Source organism: Bacillus thuringiensis, from assembly GCF_001182785.1.
GTDB lineage: Bacteria > Bacillota > Bacilli > Bacillales > Bacillaceae_G > Bacillus_A > Bacillus_A thuringiensis_S.
Genome location: NZ_CP012099.1, coordinates 3,367,513 through 3,390,665, shown reverse-complemented (window position 1 = coordinate 3,390,665; position 23,153 = coordinate 3,367,513). Strand labels below are relative to the sequence as shown.

Genomic DNA, 23,153 nt, shown 5'->3' with positions numbered 1-23,153 from the left:
TAATTGGATGCTCTTTCTGTTTTAATCATATAGATTCATTTTCGGGTGAGGTGAAAAATTCGTCGATTTTGTCGGAGAGTAGTAATGGAATGGCTCCTTTTATAACAGAAATGTCCCAGTCCCACCATGCGAGATTCTCTAGTTTGTCAATCGTTTCTTGTGGGAAACGATATCGAACAAATTTTGCAGGATTACCAGCTACAATTGCATACGGGGGTACGTCTTTTGTAACAACGCTCCTGGCGCCGATAATGGCCCCGTTACCAATTGTAACACCAGATAAAATGCAGGATTGATAACCAATCCATACATCATTGCCGACTACGATATCACCTTTTGAAGAAGGGTGACCAGTAATATGTGCTCCTTCATCAAAAAGTGCATTAAATGGATAAGTTGTTATCCAGTCTGCACGATGTTCACCGCCAAGTATGAAAACGACTTCTTCTGCTAATGAACAAAACTTACCTATTTTTAATTTTGTTTCATCGTTCCAAGAAAAAATGGTTGGCCCTACTTTACTATAAGTATAATCACCAATATCATATTTATTATATTCAGGTTTTTGATTTAAATATAACATGCTTCTTCAGCCTCCTTTCTTAATTAAGTGATACGTATGGAATATTATATGCAAGATGTAGTAATGTGAACTGTATTAATAGGTGAAATGACCAAAAGGGAGTGGGATGTATGCGATACGAAATGGGTTTATATAATAAACCGTTTCAGTCAATTCAATCAGGAAAAAAAGTATATGAAGTACGCCTATACGATAAAAAACGTCAACTAATAAACAAAGGCGATGAAATCGTATTTACGAATCTTACGACAACAGAAATGATGACGGTAAAAGTAACGGAAATAAAGCGATACGAGAGCTTTAAATCTATGTATGAACAAATTGATAAAAAATTATTGGATTGTGAAAATGATAGTTTAGAGGAAATGTTAGAAAGTACATACAAAATATATACGAAAGAACAAGAAAAAGAGTGGGGAACAGTCGCGATTCGTATTGAGGAAATAAAATGATAAGAAATCGCGGGGCGGCTATCATTGTACAGGAAGGGAAAATCGCTCTTATAAAACGTATTCGAGAAGAGGAAACATATTATGTTTTTCCTGGCGGAGGGATTGAGGAAGGTGAAACGCCTGAAGAGGCAACGAAAAGAGAGGTATACGAAGAATTAGGGGTACATATACAAGTGGAGCACCTTATTGCAAAGGTAAAATATAAAGGAAATGAATATTATTATGGTGCCTATATTACAGGCGGAGTGTTTGGAAGTGGAACAGCTGAGGAATTTCAGCGGGAAGATAGAGGAAGTTATATTCCGTTATGGCTACCGATAAACGAGTTGGAAAAAGTGAATATAAAACCTTATGAAGTGGTCGGAAATATATTTAATCATTATAAAATATAACGTCTGACAACATACAAAAAAAACCATTGACATAGGCCTCTGATTTAAGTATTGTATTCGAGTATGTTTATAATCAGGAGGTTTATATGAGCAATCAAACTACTACACATCATGTGAAAATGACAACAGCGGATCCATCTGGAATTGGTCTATTTGGATTAGCGATGGTAACACTTGTAGCATCATCTCAAAAGTTAGGCTTAACAGATGGCGTTTCACTTGTATTACCATGGGCAATCTTTTTAGGAGGATTTGCACAAATCTTTGCTTGCATTCACGATGCAAAGCATAACAATACATTCGGTACGACAGCATTTGGTGCGTACGGCCTATTTTGGTTAGGTGTTGGAATGACTTGGTTAATTCAACTTGGAGTATTTGGCGAAAAATTAGCACAAGCTGCAGATTCAAAACAGCTTGGTGTAGCCTTTATCGGATATTTGATTTTCACAATCTTTATGACGATTGGTGCAATGGAAACACATAAAGTATTATTTATGATCTTCGTCCTTATTGATTTCTTATTTATTGGTCTTTCATTAAGTACTTTAGGTGTTATGCCGCACGCAATGCATAATTTAGCAGCATATTCTGAACTTCTTATTTCATTATTATCTTTCTATGGTTCAGCAGCAGCAGTGTTAAATACACACTTCGGAAAAGTTGTTTTACCAGTAGGAAAGCCTTTTGGTATTTTTAAAAAGTAATAAAAAAGCACAGATGATTGTATAGTCATCTGTGCTTTTTTTATTTATTGATAGCTATAGCGGTCGTACTTGTTAATTCAGAAATTTTTTGAGAGCTCGCAGAATTACCGTCTATTGTTACATGAACTTGTTGCTTAGGGTTCGCTTTAACTACCCATGCGTTTGGTAAATAGCGTGATTTATGAGATAAGGTGGAAGGGATATTTAAAATATCTCCCATTGCATATAATGTTGCTGATGATCCACCGTCCATTGCCATCGCATTGACAGCACCTTTTTCATAAAGAATATCTTGACAATCTCTCAAGGAAGCACCAATGCTGTGAGGTTGTCTACCATCAATGACGAAAAACATAATCGAGCCATCTTTTTTCTGGGCCATAATACTTCGAGGGCCATATCCCCAACCACCATCATTTGTAATCATTTTTTCTCCATTTACAATTAGCTGAGGCATAAATCCAGCAGCGGAAACAACATTTTTATTTAACAATTGGCTAGCAGAAAACTCCCCAGAAACCATTTGTCCATATTTTGTAATACCACTAGTGAGGGTAGGGGTATTAATATCCTTCGGAGTGTTTATAACTTTACCGTTTTCAATAACAATACCGATTCCAGTTTTACCACCACCATGCCCGGTTTCATCCCAAAATCCACTGGCATTGACAGCGGCAACTGCATGGTTTCGCTTTGCCATTACGTATATTTTTTCTCCGACGTCTTTACCTTCTGAACCTTGCTGGGTAACAAGTTTTACGTTGAATGGATTACTAATTGTCATTAATTTCCCTTCAAAAAAATGGTCATTATATTTTTTCTTTATTGTTTCAATAGAAACATTTAGTGGTAAATCTTTTCGTCTTTCTAACTCTTTTTTTGAAAGTTTAGAAGTTAAAAATTCACTATTTTTCCATTTTGGATTTGTGATGGATTGAGAAATATCATTTAATTCTTTATCAGACAATAACGTGAATTTTGCATATTGAGGATGCTGAGAAGTCAAAATACTCTCGGCGGCGATAACACGTAAATTATGACCGTATGCAGTACCGAATAAAATAATAGCAGCTCCTATTAGTAAGAATATTGTTAAAAGGGAGGTTGCTTTTAAAAATCTAATAAAATACTTTCTCATCATAAGGACTCCTCTTTCTGTAAAGTGAACAGTTGATTAATGATTGAGCATGATACAAACACATTTTTTATTTGAAATAAGTAATGTGAAATGATGATAATACAATAATGTTTGAAGATAGATTTGGCAATAGTTGAATATGAATGTAGATGTTTAAAATGAAATATAAATAGTCAGATGTGAAATGTAAATAAAAGTAGAAAAAATCAATTGAAATTGATTCTCATTATTAATATAATGATAATGAGAATCATTTATTGTTAGAGGGGGATGCCAAAGTGGCAAAAATTTTAATAGCTTATGCAAGTATGTCAGGAAATACAGAGAGTATTGCTGATTTAATTAAAGTTAGTTTAGATGCTTTTGATCATGAAGTAGTATTGCAAGAGATGGAAGGCATGGATGCTGAAGAATTATTAGCTTATGATGGAATCATTTTAGGATCTTATACGTGGGGCGATGGTGAATTACCATTTGAAGCGGAAGATTTTCATGAGGACTTAGAAAATATAGATTTAGCTGGGAAAAAGGTAGCGGTATTCGGATCAGGTGATACGGCGTATGAACTGTTTTGTGAAGCGGTAACGATATTTGAAGAACGCCTTGTAGAACGAGGTGCAGAGCTTGTACAAGAAGGGCTGAAAATTGAATTAGCTCCAGAAGATGAAGAGGATGTTGAAAAATGCAGTAATTTTGCAATTGCATTTGCTGAGAAGTTCTAAGAATGGGAGTGTCAACGTGGAGACAATGTTAAGTGCAACTGCTATTACAAAGTTAAGAGATGGAAAACTGTTGTTAGCTACTACATATAATGGCTTATTTGTTGAACAAGACGGAGAATGGAAACGAATTTTAAATGGTTTTCAAAAACGAATTAGGGATTTACATAGCGAAGATAATGTAGTTTATGGTGTAGGTGACGAAGGGATTTTTATTCGTAGTATGAATGGTGGAGAGAACTGGACAATTCAGCGTTTTCCAACAAAAGCAACGAGTTGGAATGTATGTAGCAATGTACAAGGAACTGTCATTGCTCATGGAGAAAAAACGCTGTATCTTTCTAATAATTTCGGTTCGACATGGGAGACTATTCATCCGTTTCTTGAGTATGGCAGTGCGGCACCGTCTATTCGATCATTATTTTTATATAAACATTACTTATTTATTGGTACGAAAATACATGCTAAGTATGGTGGTGTTTGGCTCTTTGATTTGAAGACACGTAAATTAAAGAGGATTAAAATTGCGATGAATCAAATGATCTCTGCGTTGACTTTACACAATTCTTATTTAGTAGCGGCAAGTGGATCGTGCAAGGGAGTTAGCGGGAATATTTCTTATTGTAAAATAGATGAAAGTATTGCAAGTGAAAAAATATATTGGCATACATGTCAAAGTGAGCAGAAAGCAAGTAGCTATTTAGACTTAAGTGTAGACCAACATGTCTTATATACAACTTCAACGCAAAATAAGGCGGGTATTAGTAGTGTGTGCCGTGTACTTCTTGACGAAGGTATTGTTACAGTATGTGATTCAGTTAAAGGGCACGGATGGCGCATTGTTAATCAAAAAGATGGTTATGTAGTAGCTGGATCAGGTGAATTAAAAGCAATGCAGTGGGAACAAAAAATAATTTGAGAAAAAAACTTTACTTTTATTATATTGATATGATATAGTATGTTTAAACCATTTTACTTTTAATAATATAGAGATTTAAATGAGCTGTAACTTCCGAGGAGGATAGCAATGTTAAATCTCCTCAGGGGTTGCAGTTTTTTAATATCTGGCTTATTATTGTAAGGTGGTTGAAAATGAATATGTACATATAGGTACATTGTAGGAGGATTTTTTTCATGCAAAACGGTAAAGTAAAATGGTTTAACTCAGAAAAAGGTTTCGGTTTCATCGAAGTTGAAGGCGGAGAAGACGTATTCGTTCATTTCTCAGCTATCCAAGGCGAAGGCTTCAAAACTTTAGAAGAAGGTCAAGAAGTTACTTTCGAAGTAGAACAAGGTAACCGTGGACCTCAAGCTACTAACGTAAACAAGAAGTAATTTTTGAAAAAAGAAGGGCTCGCCCTTCTTTTTTTTTGCATTTTTATAGATGTCCTCCTACTTACATATCATAACAAGACTGAATTTTCATTTATTTATTCGTAGTATTTTTGTATAAAGTACATGAATAAATAAATACTGAAAATAAAGTGTTTGTGTGAAAAGGAATTTAGAAAGAGGTAAATAAATTGAAAAACGCTACACATTTCATTGTGTTTGATATTGAGAGGAATTTCAGACCGTATAAATCAGAAGATCCGTCAGAAATAGTTGATATCGGAGCTGTAAAAATAGAAATAGGTACAATGAAGATAATTGAAGAATTTTCAGAGTTAGTAAAACCAAGTGCAAGATTAACTCGTCATACAACAAAATTAACCGGTATTACGAAGAAAGATTTAATTGATGTAGAAAAATTCCCTCAAATTATAGAGAAATTTATTCAGTTCATCGGCGAAGATTCTATATTTGTTTCATGGGGAAAAGAAGATTATCGCTTTCTATCTCATGATTGTACATTACATGATGTTGAATGCCCCAGTATAGAAAAAGAAAGTAGAATTGATTTGCAAAAATTTGTTTTTCAAGCATATGAGGAATTGTTTGAACATACGCCAAGTTTACAATTTGCGGTAGAACAGCTCGCTTTAACGTGGGAAGGGAAACAGCACCGTGCTTTAGCAGATGCCGAAAATACAGCAAATATACTTCTTAAAGTGTATAGCGAGAGAGATATTAATAAGCGATACAAAAGACATGGTGAACTTGAACTTGTAAAAAACGGAAAACTAACAGAAAAAGCGAAAAAAAAGATGCGGAAATGGGTGTTCAAAGAACTAAAGAAAAATACAGAACGCCCTTTTGAATGGAGTACATTTGAAAGTAGCGACACGTGGGAAAGTATAACGGAAAGATATTATATAAGTGAAAATACAGTAGAACTCCTGAAAAAACATTTTCGTACGGCAGTGAGAAAAGCGGAACGGCAGATTAGGTATTTGGCTGAGATGGAGGAGAATGTAGAGGTTAAATGACATTCTCCTCTATTTCTAGCTACATAAATTTAACATCATTATACTGATGGATGAATAAAGTATTCATATTAAATAGGAATTGATTTGTTGTGATTGGGCCATTATAATTGCTTTGAAAATTAAGGGGTGGTAAGAATTTTTAAATACATTCATAAAATTAGAGCCCATAGAAATGAAAGAGGATAGAGTTAAATGGAAGCAATCTTTAACATTGTAACAGTTGTAGTTTTGGGGATAATATTTACCACGCTATCAGCAGTAATTATACTTCCTTTCATAGCAAAAAAGAAGAATTGGAAAAAGCTTAATATATCTTTAAAGCGTGGTGTATTAAAGATTAAAATCGAAGAGTAAAATATGAGTTTTATACAAGGGAGGTGTGATAGTGATAGACTTGGATATTAAAGACGTCACCGTACAGATGGAATTAAACGGTGTCTTTTGGAATGAGGATGGGGTTGCTGAAATGACGGTGACTACAAAAGCTGAGCATTCTCTTCTTCTTCGTTTAGTAGTTGACTTAAAAAGTAAAACTATTAGGGCCACAAGTGCCGACATAGTGAATGGATTCTGCCCTCTGTGCAAACAGAAAAGGGACGAATGTAGTGAACTTAATGACTTGCAAAACAAAATGGATATTTTAGAAGAAGTCTATGATTGGGTGAGAGAGCATCCAGAATATCGTTTTCAATTATCTTTTTACGAGTATAATAAATTTGAGGTAGTGAAGTGAAGTTTTCATTTTACCAACATATATAGTGACTACTCTAATGGAAATACGCTTGTACAACAAGGAAGGAATTTACTTGATTCTGCGACAATTGATATCTTGGATCAATAATAATTTTTAAAAATAAGCATATTTTTGTTATAAATCAGGAAAAACGATTCTATTAAGAATCGTTTTTTAATATAAACATCAATTAAGCTCAAAATAAAAGAGCGCTTATTAAAAGCGCCCAGTAAAAACAGATATATGGAAGGATTTATTCAATCCCGTTCGGATCATAAGAATACTGTTGCTTATTCTCAATTCGCTCAATCACATCTTGCAGCTCATCTGGCTTCAGAAACTCAATAGGAGAGAAGCCCTTTTCAAACGTAAGTGTGTCTGCTTCAATCATAAGTACATATCGGTCATTTACCTTCGCAATATGTATTTGATCCCCGAAATCAGCAAGTAAAGCCTTCACAGAGATATGATCTGCTTTTAGTTTTAATTCCACTTCAGGAGCGTGCTCGACGATTTGGGCAGTTGCTTCCATTACTTCTTCGGTTGAAAATTGTTCCATAATTTCGCGTTTCGGACTGGCAGCCCATACTTCCATCGCTTGGTCGAATTGTTCGCGTTCTTCCGTACCTTCTTCAAATACATCTTCAATTTGGTCGTATACCATGTCCATTACCTGTGTTTTCATAATTTCAGGCATAGAGCGTTCATATTCGACGAATTTTAAGAAGTCTTCAAAGTAGCGGGCATGTGATGCTTGGTGTATTTTTAGTTCGCCTACTTCAACCATACCTTCTTCAGGCATGTATGGATACTGGATAGATTTCATATTCTTTGTTGTGATGGCCATTTCAACGTTACGAATCAGTGTTGATTCATCAGAAATAGAAGCAACCTTTGGTTCGAAGTCGCATTTCATTACGAATACGAATGGGTCATCAAAGTATTTGCGTAGTTTTGCCTGAGCAATTAAAAATACACCACCGCGTACAGCGCTTGTGTCAAGATATGTATAAACGAGAGGTTCGCTCATATCTTTAAAGTTGTCCTTTGTTTCTGCAAAGCGAATACGATTAAAAAGGTTGTAATGAGGGTTTGAATCAAGTTCGTGCCCCTCCTCTACAATAAAGCGACCAATTTTTGTTGGGGCTTGTTCTGTTTTTGCATGACGTTCTACTTTTCGCTTCGATATTTTTAATAACTCGCCATTCAAAAATTCTTTTAAGGAGCTATCTTCATATTCTTCAGCGTCTAAAGTTTGAAAATGTTTGTAGCGTTTATCAACTGCTTCACCTTTTCCTTCTACTTGTACAACATAAAAGGAAAGATAATTTATTTCAAAATCCATATTTATCACCTTGTTTCATTTCATTAACTCTTATCAGTATAGAGATGGAAAAAACTTTCGTCAATTTATATAAGGAAGGGGGAGCCCCTTCCTTATATAAATTTTATTTTTCCGATTAAAATCCGTCTTCTAATGCTGCGAATGGAATGTTTAGTCTGTTTTCTACCGTGCGTAAACGTTGGTTTAAGCGGTTTAGTCTACGTGTATGGCGCTCAACTGTATTTTCTAGTTGACGTACTCTTTGTTCAAGCTCATTTACGCGTCTTTCTAATTGACGATTTCCAGTGCCAGGAAAAGAGATTGGAAGTTGGAATTGTCTATTTTGGTCATATGGATTCGTTTGCTCTGCTTGATCTATATAAGATTGATATTGTGCTTGTAAGTCATACTGTGGTTGTTGGTATGCATATTGATTATATGGATCATATGGATTGTAGGGATACATAATAACATCCTCCATTTCTTTAAAATAGGTTGAATTCACCATAATGTATGTGCAAAAGCGGAGCGGTGGCACGGCAAATACCTATTTATGTTGATGAGATTTCTCTTTATCCCGCATTAACGGGCAGTAAGACCCCCACTGATTAAAGTTTCACTTTATAAAAAATAGCTTGAAGGTTTTTGATTTGAATTTCTTTTGCTTAATGGTATATACTGGATAAAGGGGAGAGTTTACATAAAAGTTACAATTCTATCAAACTCAAACTTTTATGTAAATATGTATAGACATTTATAAAAGAAAAGAGTAATTTATATAGAGTGAAAAATAACTTGTAACATTTTATAAACATATTGTAAAATGATTGTAACAAAACATACATAAAAATGAAATAAATACATAATAGTGATGTTGGGGAAAGGGAGAGAGTATATTGTTCCGTAAAGTAAAGGGTATATTAGTTGGGGTGTTATGTGTAGCTGTAGTGAGTGGCTGTGGTGCAAAAGTAAGTGATGTTGCATTGGTAAGTGATATTGGTGGGCACACTGTAGAGGCTAAAGCAGAAGTGCAGGATACTATTAGTTTAGTTGATGGCCGAACTGGTACTGAAGTGAAAAAATTAGATTTATCTGGTTTAGGCTATTTCGAAGATGAAGCGAAATTTAAAAAGTCTGTAACAAAGGTTGTTGGTGAGGTTGGAAAAAGCGTCGACAAAAAAATGGTTCCTTCACGTATAGCACCTGATGGAAGTTGGCAAGAAGGAAAACCTTCTTATGAATTAATGGAAAAAGAATTAGTAGATAAATTGTTAAATGTTGGTATGTGGGATGCTACGTATCAGTTGCCGATCGTGGAGAAAAAACCAGTCGCAACATTAAGTGATGCGCAAGGAAATGGTACGGTAATTGGTAGATATGAAACGAACTTAGGTGGTTCAACAGGTGGCCGTATTGAGAATATTCGTTTGTCAGCAGCGAGCATAAATGGAGTTGTGTTAGCAAAAGGAGACCGTTTCTCTTTTAATTCATTAATCGGTGATACAACACCAGATAAAGGATATCAATTAGGGAAAGAAATAGTTGATGGTAAATTAGTAGATGGATATGGCGGTGGTGTTTGTCAAACATCTTCAACTTTATACAATGCAGCAGATCAAGCTGGCCTGAAAATGGTGGAGAGAACTACACATTCTAAAACGGTAGGTTATGTTCCACAAGGAAGAGATGCTACAATTGCATATCCATATTTAGATTTAGTATTTGAAAATACGAATGATGCACCTGTGAAGCTTTATATGGGCATTCAGGGTGGAAAGCTAGTTGCTGAAGTACATAAAATGAGATAAGTATAATACCTTTATAAAAAAGCCATTATTTCTAAGTTTGATAGAATTAATGGCTTTTTTGTGCAATCAATATTACACCTCAAGATATAATGAACAGGAGGAAATTTAATAGGAGTAAGACAGTCTAAAAAAAGCATTAAATTTAATTCATAGTTTTCTTATTGACATTATTAGTAATGGGGTGTATTCTTCATAATAACAACTAAATAAATGGAAAAATTTATTGGTTTTCTTATCAAGAGAGATGGAGGGACTGGCCCGATGAAATCTCAGCAACAGGCTGTATCAAAGTACTGTGCTAACTCCAGCGAACGCAATAGGCGTTTGAAAGATGAGAAGAAATGGATTCACATTTAACTCTTCTTATATGCGTAAGAAGAGTTTTTTGTTTAGAGAGGGGGGATAGAGTGAAGTTTGATGTAACGTATTTTTTAGAAAGTTTTCCGCAATTATTTAAATATGTATACATAACTTTAGGGATTACTGTAGTTTCAATGATTATTTCCTTCGTTATAGGGATCGGCTTGGCGATCATAACGAAAAATAAAACGAAATATTTATATTCAATTGCAAGAGTGTATATCTCTTTCTTTAGAGGAACCCCGTTATTAGTTCAATTGTTTGTTTTATATTTCGGATTACCACAAATCTTTCCGACATTTACAGTGCTTACAGCTATGCAAGCAACTTTAATTGGCCTAAGTTTAAATAATGCTGCTTATTTATCAGAGATTATTCGAGGTTCATTAAATGCTGTGGAATCAGGGCAAATGGATGCCTGTTTATCAGTTGGAATGACAAAGGCGCAAGCGATGCGACAAATTATTTTTCCGCAAGCTATTCGTGTCGCAGTACCGTCACTTGGAAATAATTTTGTTGGATTGTTAAAAGAATCTTCGTTATCTTTTGCACTTGGGGTGGCTGAAATTTTAGCACAAGCGAAAATGCTAGCGGCACAATCATATCGTTATATGGAAAGTTATTTAGCGGTAGCGATAGTATATTGGATTATTACAATCGTAATTAGCTGGGGACAGAAAAAGTTAGAAAAGAAACTGGATGCACCATATTTGTAACAGAAATGAGGTGATATATATGATTGAGATAAGAGATTTGTATAAGTCTTACAAACATAATGAAGTACTAAAAGGAATTTCACTTACTGTAAATAAGGGAGAAGTAGTAGTCATTATTGGACCTTCTGGTTCGGGTAAATCGACATTATTAAGGTGTTTAAACTTATTAGAACAACCGAATGATGGCAGTATTAGAATTGAAGATTTAGAGATTTATGCGAAGAGACTTTATAAAAAAGAAATAATACAATTGCGTCAAAAAACGGCAATGGTTTTTCAAAATTATAATTTATTTAAAAATAAAACAGCATTGCAAAATATTACAACGGCATTAACGGTTGTACAGAAAAAAAGTGAAGAAGAGGCAAAGGGAATATCGAGAAAAATATTAAAACAAGTAGGCTTAGCTGATAAAGAAGATTTTTATCCAACAATGTTATCAGGAGGGCAACAGCAAAGGATAGGTATTGCTAGGGCAATGGCTTTAAATCCCGCAGTATTATTGTTTGATGAACCGACTTCCGCACTTGATCCAGAATTGGTGAATGAGGTATTGCAAGTTATTAAAGACTTGGCAAGACAGCACATAACGATGGTTGTTGTTACACATGAAATGAATTTTGCAAAAGAGGTGGCGGATCGCGTTATATTTATGGCTGATGGCATTATTGTAGAGCAGGGAACACCAGAAGAAATTTTCCGAAACCCACAAAATGAACGTACGAAAAAGTTTTTACGACAATTGAATGCTTCAGAAGAAGGCAATCATTTCGTTATTTAGGAGGAAGAATTGTGAGGAAATCATCATTATTACTAACATTAGTATTAACAGTATCAGTTGGAGTTTTATCAGCTTGTGGTTCAAATACAGCAAGCGAAACAACAAATGAAAAAGTAGTAAAAGTTGGGACATCTGCAGGTCGTAGTCCATTTATTTTTAAAGAGGGTGAGAAAGTAAAAGGTTTTGATGCTGAAATTATTGAAGCGGCTGCTAAAAAGGCTGGGTATAAAGTAGAATGGAATGTTTCTGATTTTGAGGGATTATTTGGCTTATTAGATTCAGGACGAATTGATACAATTGCAAATGAACTATCAGTTTCTCCGGAAAGAAAAAAGAAATATGATTTTTCAATTCCGTACGTGTATTCTGGTTCTGTATTCGCGGTGAAGAAAGATAATCATACCATTAAATCGCTAGAAGATTTAAAAGGTAAGACTGTAGGTGTCGGGCTTGGTACAGCTGGAGAGCAAGAATTAAAAGCATTAAATAAAAATAATGCTTTTACAATTAAAACGTTCTCAGAGGATCCGACAGCGGAATTGAATGAAGTAGGACTTGGACGCGTCGATGCCTATTATAATGATAAAGTTCAAGTAGAAACAACTATAACAAAGGCGAAATTGGACAACGTCAAAATAGGATTTGGTCCACTTGAATGGGGAGAGATTGCATTTCCATTTGCAAAAAAGAGTGAAAAGTTAGAAGATATAAATAAAGCGTTGAAAGAATTAGAAAAAGATGGCACATTAAGTGATATATCGAAAAAATGGCTAAAAGTTGATGCTACGAAAAAACAAAATTAAGGTGTATTCGTTGAATGGAGTTATCGCCTATCAACTGATATAAAAAATTAAAGGAAACTAGAGAGGAAGTTATTCATGGTACAAATTCATACGAAAACACGTATTGGTCATGTTGAATTTAAAGTGAAAGATTTAGAACGTCAAATTGCTTTTTATGAAAATGTTGTAGGCTTAGAGGTAATTAAGCAAGAGGGAAATAAAGCATATTTATCTGGAAAAGGTGGAAAGAACGCGTTACTTGTTCTTGAAAAGTTAGAGGACGGGGTACTGCAAGAACCGCGTACGACTGGTATATATCATGTAGCCTTTTTAGTTCCGACTCGTGAAGCTTTTGCTTCTGCGCTATTTGGGGTTCTTCGTAATAAGAATGTAATTGACAGCCCGGCTGAGCAAGAAGGGCGTTATACATATTCAAATGAAATTTTACCAATTTCAAGGTTTAATAGTGCAAGTGATCATACATATAGCGAAGCTTTTTATTTGCAAGATTTAGAGGGGAATGGTATTGAAATTTATGCAGACCGTCCGCGCGATCGATGGGGAGAAGGGCCAGGAGGAAGTACACCACTTGATTTAAAAGAATTGGCAACATTCGTTGATTATGAGTTTGATGGTTTGCCTGCTAATACTGTCGTTGGGCACGTACATTTAAGAATAGCTGATGTAGAGAAATCACATGAATTTTATGTGAAAACAGTAGGTTTTGAAGTACAACAGCGTGAAGAGGATTGCTTATTTATTTCAGCAGGGGGATATCATCACCATATTGGTGCAAATACGTGGAACGGAGTAAACAATCCACACCCGCCAGTACATGCAACTGGACTAAAGGTATATGCGATTGTACTACCGCATAAAGAAGCGTTAGATGAAGTGAAAGAAAGATTAATAGAAAAACAACATGAAATAAATGAAACTACAAATGGGTTTGCGGTAGTAGATCCAAGTGGTATTACAGTGCAGTTTGAAATAGAAGCAGTGTAAAATAAGCGAGAAAGTGTATAATCACTTTCTCGCTTATTTTTGATACGTAATCCAAGTAGCACAAGGGTTAAAAGGGAAGGATTTTAATAGTTCCATTGCATATATACTAGTTGAATCGAATTCACCTTGAATGAAAGAATAGCCGTGTTTGTTTGCATACATAATTTGTTCGAAAACGAGAATTTTTAGTAATGGTAAATTGTCTGTAGTGTGAGTTCCGCACCATCCTAGTTCTAACGTATCATCCTTTTCCAATGTATGGAGGAAAGAGTACCCAATAATTTCGTTCTCTTCACTTATAATTAGAAAGCTCCCATCTAGTAACACGTCATCAGCTAAGATCTTTTCTTTCCAAGTTTCGAGAGGATATAGAGCAACGGGATTTGCTAAGTGGGTTTGCTCGTAAATGCCTTTTACTAAGTAGGCTAGTTTTTCTAGTAAGTTATTATTAGATAAGATGTTTGATAAAGTTTGTAAATGATAATTTGAATTAGGAACTATATCGATAGGAACTATTTTTTGTAAGTCTAATATTGGCATATATGTTCTTCGGATTTCAATAAACTTATTTTGTTCATAATAAGTTTTTAAATGAGCTGACGTTTCCCATATAGAAGTTTGGAATGGTAAATTAAATTGTTCTCGTTTTTGAATCTCAGTAAATAAGAATTGTTCAATACGTAGCTCTGAATAGAAAGGGTTCGTGTATATTCGAAAGTATGTGCAGTATGGATGGAAGCTACTGTTCCAGGTGAGAAAGATGCCTACTACATCTTTTTTATAGCAGGCAACATACGCACATTTTGTTTTACTATCTCGTAATAAGTTAAATAGATAAGAGTCTTCATTATATAAATCAATAAGTTGTTTTACTTTTAGCTCGTTACTTCTACTATATTTCTCTATAATAAGATTATTTTCATTAGATGGCTTCTTCATAGCTCAATCCAAAATCTTCTTACTACATTTCCATCTTCCTCAGTGAAATCATCATCACGAAGTCCACCGTTATGTAAAATTGTTTTTTCAGAAGCGGTATTCACTGCGTCGCAAACGACAAGTACTTTCGTGATGTTTAATTCCTTCGTTTTTTCTAATGATAATGCTAGTAATTTCGTAGCATAACCTTTTCTTCTTTCAGAAGGGCGAATGCCATAACCAATATGACCGCCAGCGTTAAATAGATGTTCAGTTAAACGATGACGTATATTAACAGCTCCGACAATTCTATTATTATCTGTAACGAGCCAATATGTAGAATCTGGTACCCAAGTTTCAGGGATATTTATTCCGTTATGCGCATCGAGAAGTTCTTGAACCATAGCTGGGAAGTTGGCAGGATTTTTTGTGATAACCCACGGGATCATTGTTTCACCGCTATCTTTCCATTCGTTATAGAAATCTAAGTATTCTTCTTGTAAATCAGTAGTAGGTGTAAGTAACGAGACGTTCATTGTTAGTAAGCTCCTTTAGTTATGTAGTTTTTATAAAAAATTATGACACAAAATGAAAGCGTTTTCTAAACTTTCTCAACCTAATTTCATGTAATTCACCTTTGTTTTTTTAGAAAATTAGTGGAGGTTTAAAATTAGAAGTTATTTATTTTATGTTAATATTTAAAATATTAACATAAAACGGTCGGAGTATTAAGTTTGTTTTAGTGGTATTCTTTCGTATCGATAAATGGATGTTTGTGATAATTTTTGTTTTATCTATCTATAATGAATGAAAGGGGGAAGTGCCCGTGAGTGTAGATTTTGATTTTATTATACGAATCGGTGTTGCTGGCTTGTTAGGAGCAATGATTGGTATTGAAAGAGAAATTCGATCGAAAGAAGCTGGATTAAAGACTCATTTCCTCGTAGCGGTAGGAAGTGCGTTAATAATGGTTGTTTCGAAATATGCCTTTTCAGATATTGTGTTTGAAGAGCATATGTCTCTAGACCCAAGTCGTATTGCAGCACAAGTCGTTAGTGGAGTTGGCTTTTTAGGTGCAGGCACAATTATTATTCAAAAGCAGGCGGTGAAAGGATTAACGACAGCGGCTGGTTTATGGGCCACAGCAGGAATTGGATTAGCAATTGGGGCTGGCATGTATGTAGTAGGGATTGGAGCGACGATTCTCGTTTTAATTGGTTTAGAAATTGTAAGTCGTATTTTTAAAGTGCAATTTTTATTTCCACAAAATATAACAGTGCAAATGTTTGTAAATAAACATGAAGCAGTACAACAAATATTAGAAACATTACAAGTGAAAGGTATTCCAATACTTTCATATGAAGTAGAAGCTTCACAGCAAGGTACAGAAACTGTTTATAAGGTAGGGATGCAACTGAAAAATATATCGTCAGAAGAAAAGAATGAGTTTATTCAGTATATGCAAACATTACCGGAAGTTACGTTTATAAAGTTAAAATCATAGTGTTGAAAACGAGGATAGATGTAGCAGGAATTTTGCTATTATCTATCTTTTTTTGATATAAAATGCACGGAAAGTCAAGCGTTAATTTTACATGGAATGGATACATGTGTGAACGTTACCTTATTTTTTCTCAATACAGGACAAAAAGTAAAAATAGTAAAATAATGGAGCGGGACACTAAAAATGTAAGGTAGGGGAGAGTATGAAAGGCTATTCAAAAAAAATGTTAGTAGGGGTAAGTTTTGCTAGTTTAATGTTAGGGAGTTTTCAAGGGGTAAGTTTGGCAGAAGATACTAAGGGAGAGCAAGTTTCTTATCGAAATGTGCTCAAAATGGAGCCAGTCGGTGTACAACTACCAGTACAAGAATTAGCTCATTCATCGAAAGTGCTCGAAAGCAAGTCTTTTGAGAAAAGGCTACAATTTGCCGATTTATCACAAAGACCGCCTGAGGTAAAAAAGGAAAGTAAGCAATTAGCTGTAGCGAAAACTTATACAATTGCTGAGTTAAATCAATTAAGCAATCAGCAGTTAGTAGATTTACTTGTAACAATTGATTGGGAGCAGATTACGGGGCTATTTCAGTTTAATACAGACAGTCTAGCATTCTATCAAAATGATAGTAGAATGCAGGCGATTATTGATAAATTGAAGCAGCAAGGACAAGCCTATACGAAGGATGATTCAAAAGGGATTGAGACATTAGTAGAGGTATTACGTTCAGGATTTTATTTAGGATTTTATAATTCGGAACTTAGTAAATTAAATGAACGAAGTTATCATGATAAATGCTTACCTGCATTAAAAGCGATGGCTAACAATTCAAATTTCAAGCTGGGTACATTAGAGCAAAATAGAGTGGTATCATCATACGGAAAGTTAATAGGAAACGCTTCGAGTGATGTGGAAACGATAACATCAGCTGCAAAAATTTTTAAACAATATAATGATAATTTTTCTACATTAGTAGATAATCTTTCAGCTGGAAATGCTATTTACGATATTATGCAAGGTGTTGACTACGACATTCAATCGTATTTGTACGATACGAGGAAAGCACCGAAAGATACAGTATGGTATCAGAAAATAGATAGTTATATTAATGAATTAAGTCGTTTTGCATTAATGGGAACGATTACAGCAAAAAACGGTTGGCTTATTAATAATGGCATTTATTATACAGGTAGACTCGGTACGTTCCATAGTACAGGAACGAAAGGGTTACAAGTTGTAACAGATGCGATGAAAATTTATCCGTATTTAGGGGAGCAATATTTCGTAGCTGCTGAGCAAATCGCAACGAATTATGGCGGAAAAGATGCAAATGGTAAAGTGGTGAATTTAGATCAAATAAGAGAAGATGGAAAGAAAAAATATTTGCCAAAAACGTATACGTTTGATGATGGGGCAATTGTTTTAAAAGCTGGAGATAAAGTGACAGAAGAAAAAGTAAAACGTTTATATTGGGCGGCAAAAGAAGTGAAGGCACAATTCCATCGTACGGTTGAAAGTGATCAACCTTTAGAAAAAGGAAATCCTGATGATGTATTAACGATGGTTATTTATAATAGCCCAGCAGAATATCAATTTAATCGTCAATTGTACGGATATGAAACGAATAACGGTGGTCTTTATATAGAAGGAACAGGTACGTTCTTTACTTATGAGCGTACGCCAGAAGAAAGTATTTATAGTTTAGAAGAATTATTCCGACACGAGTTCACACATTATTTACAAGGTAGATATGAAGTACCAGGGTTATGGGGACAAGGAAAAATATATGAAAATGAAAGATTATCTTGGTTTGAAGAAGGGAATGCTGAATTTTTTGCAGGGGCAACGAGAACGGATAATGTTGTACCGAGAAAGAGTATTATAGGAGGATTATCTTCAAATCCAGCAGAGCGTTATACGGCAGAGCGAACGTTAAATGCAAAGTATGGAACGTGGGATTTCTATAATTATTCCTTTGCTTTACAATCTTATATGTACAATAAGAGATATGATATGTTTGATAAAATACATGATCTTATTAGGAAAAATGATGTAACAGCATATGATGCATATCGCTCTACATTAAGTAAAGATGCGAATTTAAATAAAGAATATCAAGACTATATGCAAATGCTAGTTGATAATCGTGAGAAATATAACGTGCCATTAGTATCAGACGATTATTTAGCAAATCATGCACCGAAACCAGTTTCAGATATTGCGGCAGAAATAACGGCGGAAGCAAAATTGAAAAATGTATCAGTGAAGAAAAATAAATCACAGTTCTTTAATACATTCACACTACAAGGAACATATACAGGAACTGCAGCAAAAGGAGAATATGAAGACTGGAAAACAATTACACAAAACGTTAATGATACGTTAAAACGTTTAAGTGCAAAAGAATGGACAGGTTATAAAACAGTAACAGCATACTTCGTAAATTATCGCGTGAATGCATCAGGACAATTTGAATATGATGTTGTGTTCCACGGTATTAATACAGAAGAAGGTGCAGAGAATAAAGCGCCAGTTGCGGTTATAAACGGTCCGTATAGTGGAAATGTAAATGAAGCAATTTCATTTAAAAGCGACGGATCAAAAGATGAAGACGGGAAAATTATTTCATATAAATGGGAGTTTGGAGACGGTACTGTAAGTAATGAGCAAAATCCAACTCACGTATATATAAAAGAAGGAACGTATACGGCGAAATTAACGGTAACAGACGATAAAGGAGCAACTAATACTGCTACAGCGACTGTAACTGTTCAAAAGAAAGAAGATAACAGTGTAGAAAAAGAACCGAATAACTCATTCCAAACAGCAAACAAACTGCAGTTAAATCAAGTCTTACGTGCTAGTTTAGGAAATGGCGATACAAGTGATTTCTTTGAAATTAATGTGGAGACTGCTAAAAACCTTCAAATTAACGTAACGAATGAAAATAATATCGGAATGAACTGGGTACTTTATTCTGAAGCAGATTTAAATAATTATGTTACGTATGCTCAGCAGCAAGGGAATAAACTAGTAGGTAGTTACTACACGTATCCAGGGAAGTATTATTTACATGTGTATCAGTATGGCGGGGGGACAGGGAATTATACGGTGGAAGTGAAGTAGTAAAAAGGGAGTTGTCTTTTTCAATGAATGGCACAAGGTCTGTACTTTAATGGAAAAACAACTGTAGGAAATGTCTATAATGATAATAACAAATTAAGTGTCGAGAGATGTTATATTTACATTAAACAAATCTAATCAGTAAATGAGATAAAGTCGATGAACTAGTATTTCATCACGATGTAAGAAAAGTTATAAATATTAAGTGTTTTTAATTGAATTAAACTAAAGGATCAGAGTATATCTGTAACAATAGATAAGCCCTGATCCTTATTATTTTTAATTAACACACATGAATTTAAGATAATTAATAAGTAAGCTAGCGCTAGCGGGATTCTTAAAATTCATTTATGTAATTAACTAAACAGAAAATTTTTATCGCATTAGTAAGGGATACTAATAGAAAAGCGTGTCCCTTTACCTAAGTTACTCTCTATCTCTATATCTCCGTTTAATTCTTTAATAATACTATAAGCAATCATAGTACCAAGTCCAGTTCCTTTTTCTGTTGTTGAATAGAATGGCAAAGCAATTCGTTTTATTTGTTGAGATGACATCCCAATTCCTGAATCAATAATATCAATTATGATATTTCCTTTTACTTTTTGTATATTTATTTGTAATAATCCACCATTTTTCATAGCCTCAATTCCGTTTTGGATGATGTTGTTTAGACAGAGTTTGAATTTTTCGGGGTCCCCATTTATATAAAAGGAATCTGTACTATTTTGTTTGATTTCAACTTTGTATGATAGAGCGAGTGGTGAAATAGTATCTTTCACCTGATTTAAAATGTGATTAATATCTATTTTCTCTTTTAGGGTGTTCTGTGGTTTGGTTAAAGATAAATAGTTATTAATAGTAGATTGTATTTGCTGCATTTCAATTAACATGATTTCTAAGTATTGATCCTGAGATAGCTTAGAGGCATGTTTTTCATTTAATAATTGAGTGAATCCATGTACCGTGGTTAGTGGATTGTGGATTTCGTGTGCAATTGACGCTGCTAGTTCGCTAGCTATATAAAATTTTTCAGCCCGTTGTAGCTTTTCTTTCATTTTATATTTCTCGATCATTCCCTCTATTAAATAAACTGATAATAATACTGTGAAAATATTAATGATTATGTAATTTAATAAAAATTCTATGAGAGTAGAGTCTATTTTCCCTCCTGTATGTATTTGAGTTACAATACCGCAAATAGAAAGTGAAGTTGTACATACTAAAATAAGGAATAAGCTTAATAATACTTTTTTTTCTTTAACATACATAGGTAATAAGTAACGAAAGAGCATTGTTATACCAAAAATAATAGTGAAGATAATAAATGATGGAAGAACGCCATTTCCGCCTAAGTAAAACCGATAAGAAAGATATAAAATTCCTATAAAAACAATGTTTTTTGTATTTCCATATAGAAAAACTAATATTATAGGAATAAAACGTAAATCATAAATAAATCCCACATGTAAATGAAAAGGAAAAGTCATACAAAAAATAATAGCAATGGAGGAAAGGATAGAAAATAATATATTATTACATGTTGTTTTTTCTTTAAACTCTAGCCAAAATACGTGATAGCTAAGGATACAAATTATTATAATAAAGGTATTTAATAAAAGAGTAGAAATTCCCATAGTTTTGCATCTCCGATAGTTTGTAAGTAGAATTATGTATGAGTTGGACATAGATGTTTAGTATTAGTAGACTTTTTATCTAAAAAAGGAAGGGTACTTGAAAAACATGCTGTTATATTACTCGTATTAAAATTGATAAGGAAAATAGAAAAAATCTATTTAAATTTATGTACATATGAAATTATAAACTAACTTTTGTATAGGTAAAATTTGGATTGAGTTACTGATAAAATAAGGTTTTTTAAGTATGAATATTCTGTGAAAATGATATGCGTGGTGACTCCTGTTTTGTAGCCTTCGTTATATTAACATGGAATATATTAAATTACAAAGTGAAATTTTAGAAAAATTTTATTAGTACATTTTATCTGAAATAGAAATGCTATTTATGTGAGTATTTTAGTACTTACTCGTATAAAACTTTGTTAGAAAAAGACTTTAAAATTCACATGTTTTTTATGAAGCGTAATATTGTAGCTTTATCTATGTGGGTTTCTTAATAACTATTAAGATGAAAAGTTAAGATATATAGGTTTATAGATATGAATTATTACATAAAAACGCACTTGGAAAAGGATGTATGATGGTAATAGAATACAAACATCAAGGGGGAACTTAAAATGAAGTTAAATAAACTAGTGCTTAGTTGTGGAGTAGTTTCAGCATTAACACTTGGTGTGTTAGGGAATAATACTTATGCTGAAGAAGTACACAAAACGAATGATCCAATTCATGTAGTTGAACATGTTTCTGCAGACTTATTATTAACCCAAACAATGGATTATAGTGGCGAGGCTGAAACTTCTTTCGTATATGATGGGAGTACTGACTTAAGCTTCTCTATGAAAAATAATGGTCAAAATACAATGGGATATAGTGTAAAAGGTCCAAATACAGAGCTAATTGTTGGTGGTTATATAAAACCTGGAGAACAACAAATTAATGTTACAAATGTACGGAATGCTTTATCTCCATTACCGAATGGAACATATAAAATTTACGTTTCAAATGATGATGGTTCTAAGGGGCAATTCCAAGTTTCAGTAAGATCTATGAATTAAATTTAAAACGCTTTGTTTTTAAGTTAATTTAATCTTTACTTATTGGAAAGAAGCTAAAGTGAATTGAGAATTACCGATAAAAATGAAAACGAGCACCTTATCTAATTGTGAGAGGGTGTTCGTTTTTTGCTATTAAACAGAAAACAATTATAAATACATTTTGATATTTCCATTGCTAACCTACTAGATTGTGTCAACGAGAGAATGTCTACTATAAAAGATATCAAAATAAAGATGATGTAACATTCCGCTAAATGATATGGGGAAATAGAAAAACCACCCTTATATGAGTGGTTTTTAGTAATTATTTTTAGATTATACATTTAAAATTAGGCTAAGTTATAGAAATAATAAACATTTAATCCCGTATCAACTGCCAGTAAACGCCCGATTGGTTCAACTAATAATCAGTGGGGATGAACAAAACCCCCACTGATTAAAGTTTCACTTTATCCGTTGTTATTATTTTGGTTCTGGATAATGATTGTAGTATGAGATTCTAATAAATTCTTGGTAGACATTTGTTAATTTGGCATCTCTAAGAGCATCGTTGAATTTTTGCATACGTACACTACCTTGAGCGTAGCCTCCACCAGGAGTATAAGGGTTTCTAGCTTCAAAGTCATCCAAAAATACTTTTAATTTTTTATAGTCTTGAGATTGATAGAAAGCCACGGCCTCTTCAGGAGTAACATCAAAGTAAGAGGATGATGTTGAGTTATAAGAAGCTGCTTGAGCAGTAGGTACCTCTAGCATAGTTGCAGCTCCACCGAACATAGTAAGCGCCATAGAAGATACAATAATTTTTTTAAACATAATAAAACCTCCATGTAGAATATTGGATTAACAGTAACCCTGTAATCATTATAGTTACATTGAAAATGATTATCAAATGCAATGTTGCATAATGTATCCCGCTATTTGTGGGCAGTAAGACTCACGCCCAAAAATTCAATGAAAGTAAAGAAGTTAGATGGGGATCGAGCTGAATAAAGTTTTACTTTATTCTTTAAATGAGGAGTCACCCTTATATCTCAATGAAGGAGCGT

The 23,153-nt window shown here is 33.9% G+C and carries 25 protein-coding genes and 1 riboswitch; of the genes, 17 read left to right on the top strand and 8 right to left on the bottom strand.

Annotated elements, in window-relative coordinates; all coding sequences use genetic code 11:
• Positions 1-25: 25 nt before the first annotated feature.
• A complete protein-coding gene (locus AC241_RS17420) occupies positions 26-583 on the bottom strand; it encodes a CatB-related O-acetyltransferase (protein ID WP_000966308.1) in 558 nt (185 codons plus the stop codon).
• A 110-nt stretch (positions 584-693) separates the two neighbouring features.
• Here AC241_RS17420 and AC241_RS17415 point away from each other — a divergent pair, with 110 nt between their 5' ends.
• The 3 genes from AC241_RS17415 to AC241_RS17405 all read left to right on the top strand — a co-directional run bounded on the left by AC241_RS17415 (position 694) and on the right by AC241_RS17405 (position 2,134).
• Positions 694-1,035, top strand: a complete 342-nt coding sequence (locus tag AC241_RS17415; RefSeq protein WP_001268365.1) for an ASCH domain-containing protein — start codon at positions 694-696, stop codon at positions 1,033-1,035.
• Positions 1,032-1,427, top strand: a complete 396-nt coding sequence (locus AC241_RS17410; protein WP_043937947.1) for an NUDIX hydrolase — start codon at positions 1,032-1,034, stop codon at positions 1,425-1,427. Before AC241_RS17415 ends, AC241_RS17410 begins: the two co-directional genes overlap by 4 nt.
• Before the next feature lie 86 nt (positions 1,428-1,513).
• Positions 1,514-2,134 (top strand): acetate uptake transporter, encoded by a 621-nt coding sequence (locus tag AC241_RS17405; RefSeq protein ID WP_000070938.1) that lies wholly within the window; start codon positions 1,514-1,516, stop codon positions 2,132-2,134.
• 40 nt (positions 2,135-2,174) lie between these two features.
• On the opposite strand, the gene AC241_RS17400 is transcribed toward AC241_RS17405, so the two are convergent.
• Positions 2,175-3,272, bottom strand: a complete 1,098-nt coding sequence (locus AC241_RS17400; protein ID WP_050844397.1) for a phosphodiester glycosidase family protein — start codon at positions 3,270-3,272, stop codon at positions 2,175-2,177.
• 278 nt (positions 3,273-3,550) lie between these two features.
• On the opposite strand from AC241_RS17400, the gene AC241_RS17395 reads away from it, so the two are divergent.
• The 6 genes from AC241_RS17395 (at position 3,551) to AC241_RS17370 (ending at position 7,093) form a co-directional block, all read left to right on the top strand.
• Positions 3,551-3,994 carry a flavodoxin gene (locus AC241_RS17395; protein WP_001062758.1) on the top strand — a complete coding sequence of 148 codons (444 nt, stop codon included), beginning with the start codon at positions 3,551-3,553 and terminating at the stop codon, positions 3,992-3,994.
• 16 nt (positions 3,995-4,010) lie between these two features.
• Positions 4,011-4,910 (top strand): WD40/YVTN/BNR-like repeat-containing protein, encoded by a 900-nt coding sequence (locus tag AC241_RS17390; RefSeq protein WP_048564501.1) that lies wholly within the window; start codon positions 4,011-4,013, stop codon positions 4,908-4,910.
• A 215-nt stretch (positions 4,911-5,125) separates the two neighbouring features.
• Positions 5,126-5,326 carry a cold shock-like protein CspB gene (gene cspB, locus AC241_RS17385; RefSeq protein WP_001179150.1) on the top strand — a complete coding sequence of 67 codons (201 nt, stop codon included), beginning with the start codon at positions 5,126-5,128 and terminating at the stop codon, positions 5,324-5,326.
• Positions 5,327-5,514: 188 nt separating this feature from the next.
• A complete protein-coding gene (locus tag AC241_RS17380) occupies positions 5,515-6,360 on the top strand; it encodes an exonuclease (RefSeq protein ID WP_050844396.1) in 846 nt (281 codons plus the stop codon).
• A gap of 192 nt (positions 6,361-6,552) precedes the next feature.
• A complete protein-coding gene (locus AC241_RS34845; protein WP_000387294.1) occupies positions 6,553-6,714 on the top strand; it encodes a hypothetical protein in 162 nt (53 codons plus the stop codon).
• 31 nt (positions 6,715-6,745) lie between these two features.
• Positions 6,746-7,093, top strand: coding sequence for a hypothetical protein (locus AC241_RS17370; protein WP_050844395.1), 348 nt, complete (start codon positions 6,746-6,748; stop codon positions 7,091-7,093).
• 253 nt (positions 7,094-7,346) lie between these two features.
• On the opposite strand, the gene AC241_RS17365 is transcribed toward AC241_RS17370, so the two are convergent.
• A complete protein-coding gene (locus tag AC241_RS17365; RefSeq protein WP_000345035.1) occupies positions 7,347-8,438 on the bottom strand; it encodes a DUF3900 domain-containing protein in 1,092 nt (363 codons plus the stop codon).
• Positions 8,439-8,553: 115 nt separating this feature from the next.
• A complete protein-coding gene (locus AC241_RS17360; RefSeq protein ID WP_000283711.1) occupies positions 8,554-8,883 on the bottom strand; it encodes a hypothetical protein in 330 nt (109 codons plus the stop codon).
• A 430-nt stretch (positions 8,884-9,313) separates the two neighbouring features.
• On the opposite strand from AC241_RS17360, the gene AC241_RS17355 reads away from it, so the two are divergent.
• From AC241_RS17355 to AC241_RS17335, 5 genes are all read left to right on the top strand, one after another.
• On the top strand, positions 9,314-10,225 hold the full coding sequence (locus tag AC241_RS17355) for a VanW family protein (protein WP_000488980.1): 912 nt from the start codon (positions 9,314-9,316) through the stop codon (positions 10,223-10,225).
• Between the two features lie 229 nt (positions 10,226-10,454).
• Positions 10,455-10,563: riboswitch (SAM riboswitch) on the top strand.
• 69 nt (positions 10,564-10,632) lie between these two features.
• Positions 10,633-11,301 carry an amino acid ABC transporter permease gene (locus AC241_RS17350; RefSeq protein WP_000667177.1) on the top strand — a complete coding sequence of 223 codons (669 nt, stop codon included), beginning with the start codon at positions 10,633-10,635 and terminating at the stop codon, positions 11,299-11,301.
• A 19-nt stretch (positions 11,302-11,320) separates the two neighbouring features.
• Positions 11,321-12,082 (top strand): amino acid ABC transporter ATP-binding protein, encoded by a 762-nt coding sequence (locus tag AC241_RS17345; protein ID WP_016080723.1) that lies wholly within the window; start codon positions 11,321-11,323, stop codon positions 12,080-12,082.
• 11 nt (positions 12,083-12,093) lie between these two features.
• On the top strand, positions 12,094-12,885 hold the full coding sequence (locus AC241_RS17340; protein ID WP_050844394.1) for an amino acid ABC transporter substrate-binding protein: 792 nt from the start codon (positions 12,094-12,096) through the stop codon (positions 12,883-12,885).
• 75 nt (positions 12,886-12,960) lie between these two features.
• Positions 12,961-13,869, top strand: coding sequence for a VOC family protein (locus AC241_RS17335; RefSeq protein ID WP_050844393.1), 909 nt, complete (start codon positions 12,961-12,963; stop codon positions 13,867-13,869).
• A gap of 33 nt (positions 13,870-13,902) precedes the next feature.
• Here the strand turns inward: AC241_RS17335 and AC241_RS17330 are convergent, their stop codons facing one another.
• Positions 13,903-14,808 (bottom strand): hypothetical protein, encoded by a 906-nt coding sequence (locus AC241_RS17330; protein WP_050844392.1) that lies wholly within the window; start codon positions 14,806-14,808, stop codon positions 13,903-13,905.
• Positions 14,805-15,323, bottom strand: a complete 519-nt coding sequence (locus AC241_RS17325) for a GNAT family N-acetyltransferase (protein ID WP_050844391.1) — start codon at positions 15,321-15,323, stop codon at positions 14,805-14,807. The genes AC241_RS17330 and AC241_RS17325 overlap by 4 nt, the downstream gene beginning before the upstream one ends.
• A gap of 290 nt (positions 15,324-15,613) precedes the next feature.
• Between AC241_RS17325 and AC241_RS17320 the strand changes: the two genes are divergently transcribed.
• Together AC241_RS17320 and colA are read left to right on the top strand one after the other, a co-directional pair.
• Positions 15,614-16,291, top strand: coding sequence for an MgtC/SapB family protein (locus tag AC241_RS17320; RefSeq protein ID WP_016080727.1), 678 nt, complete (start codon positions 15,614-15,616; stop codon positions 16,289-16,291).
• A 202-nt stretch (positions 16,292-16,493) separates the two neighbouring features.
• On the top strand, positions 16,494-19,409 hold the full coding sequence (gene colA / locus AC241_RS17315) for a collagenase ColA (protein ID WP_029442986.1): 2,916 nt from the start codon (positions 16,494-16,496) through the stop codon (positions 19,407-19,409).
• A gap of 380 nt (positions 19,410-19,789) precedes the next feature.
• Here the strand turns inward: colA and AC241_RS17310 are convergent, their stop codons facing one another.
• On the bottom strand, positions 19,790-21,043 hold the full coding sequence (locus tag AC241_RS17310; RefSeq protein ID WP_029442985.1) for a sensor histidine kinase: 1,254 nt from the start codon (positions 21,041-21,043) through the stop codon (positions 19,790-19,792).
• 620 nt (positions 21,044-21,663) lie between these two features.
• On the opposite strand from AC241_RS17310, the gene AC241_RS17305 reads away from it, so the two are divergent.
• Positions 21,664-22,104 (top strand): hypothetical protein, encoded by a 441-nt coding sequence (locus AC241_RS17305; protein ID WP_000773517.1) that lies wholly within the window; start codon positions 21,664-21,666, stop codon positions 22,102-22,104.
• Between the two features lie 462 nt (positions 22,105-22,566).
• On the opposite strand, the gene AC241_RS17300 is transcribed toward AC241_RS17305, so the two are convergent.
• Positions 22,567-22,920 (bottom strand): hypothetical protein, encoded by a 354-nt coding sequence (locus AC241_RS17300; protein ID WP_016080730.1) that lies wholly within the window; start codon positions 22,918-22,920, stop codon positions 22,567-22,569.
• Positions 22,921-23,153 lie beyond the last annotated feature (233 nt).

Coding starts and splice junctions, on each gene's coding strand:
- AC241_RS17420 (WP_000966308.1), bottom strand. CDS start 583: ATGTTATATTTAAATCAAAAACCTGAATATAATAAATATGATATTGGT.
- AC241_RS17415 (WP_001268365.1), top strand. CDS start 694: ATGCGATACGAAATGGGTTTATATAATAAACCGTTTCAGTCAATTCAA.
- AC241_RS17410 (WP_043937947.1), top strand. CDS start 1,032: ATGATAAGAAATCGCGGGGCGGCTATCATTGTACAGGAAGGGAAAATC.
- AC241_RS17405 (WP_000070938.1), top strand. CDS start 1,514: ATGAGCAATCAAACTACTACACATCATGTGAAAATGACAACAGCGGAT.
- AC241_RS17400 (WP_050844397.1), bottom strand. CDS start 3,272: ATGAGAAAGTATTTTATTAGATTTTTAAAAGCAACCTCCCTTTTAACA.
- cspB (WP_001179150.1), top strand. CDS start 5,126: ATGCAAAACGGTAAAGTAAAATGGTTTAACTCAGAAAAAGGTTTCGGT.
- AC241_RS34845 (WP_000387294.1), top strand. CDS start 6,553: ATGGAAGCAATCTTTAACATTGTAACAGTTGTAGTTTTGGGGATAATA.
- AC241_RS17365 (WP_000345035.1), bottom strand. CDS start 8,438: ATGGATTTTGAAATAAATTATCTTTCCTTTTATGTTGTACAAGTAGAA.
- AC241_RS17360 (WP_000283711.1), bottom strand. CDS start 8,883: ATGTATCCCTACAATCCATATGATCCATATAATCAATATGCATACCAA.
- AC241_RS17345 (WP_016080723.1), top strand. CDS start 11,321: ATGATTGAGATAAGAGATTTGTATAAGTCTTACAAACATAATGAAGTA.
- AC241_RS17335 (WP_050844393.1), top strand. CDS start 12,961: ATGGTACAAATTCATACGAAAACACGTATTGGTCATGTTGAATTTAAA.
- AC241_RS17330 (WP_050844392.1), bottom strand. CDS start 14,808: ATGAAGAAGCCATCTAATGAAAATAATCTTATTATAGAGAAATATAGT.
- AC241_RS17325 (WP_050844391.1), bottom strand. CDS start 15,323: ATGAACGTCTCGTTACTTACACCTACTACTGATTTACAAGAAGAATAC.
- colA (WP_029442986.1), top strand. CDS start 16,494: ATGAAAGGCTATTCAAAAAAAATGTTAGTAGGGGTAAGTTTTGCTAGT.
- AC241_RS17310 (WP_029442985.1), bottom strand. CDS start 21,043: ATGGGAATTTCTACTCTTTTATTAAATACCTTTATTATAATAATTTGT.
- AC241_RS17305 (WP_000773517.1), top strand. CDS start 21,664: ATGAAGTTAAATAAACTAGTGCTTAGTTGTGGAGTAGTTTCAGCATTA.
- AC241_RS17300 (WP_016080730.1), bottom strand. CDS start 22,920: ATGTTTAAAAAAATTATTGTATCTTCTATGGCGCTTACTATGTTCGGT.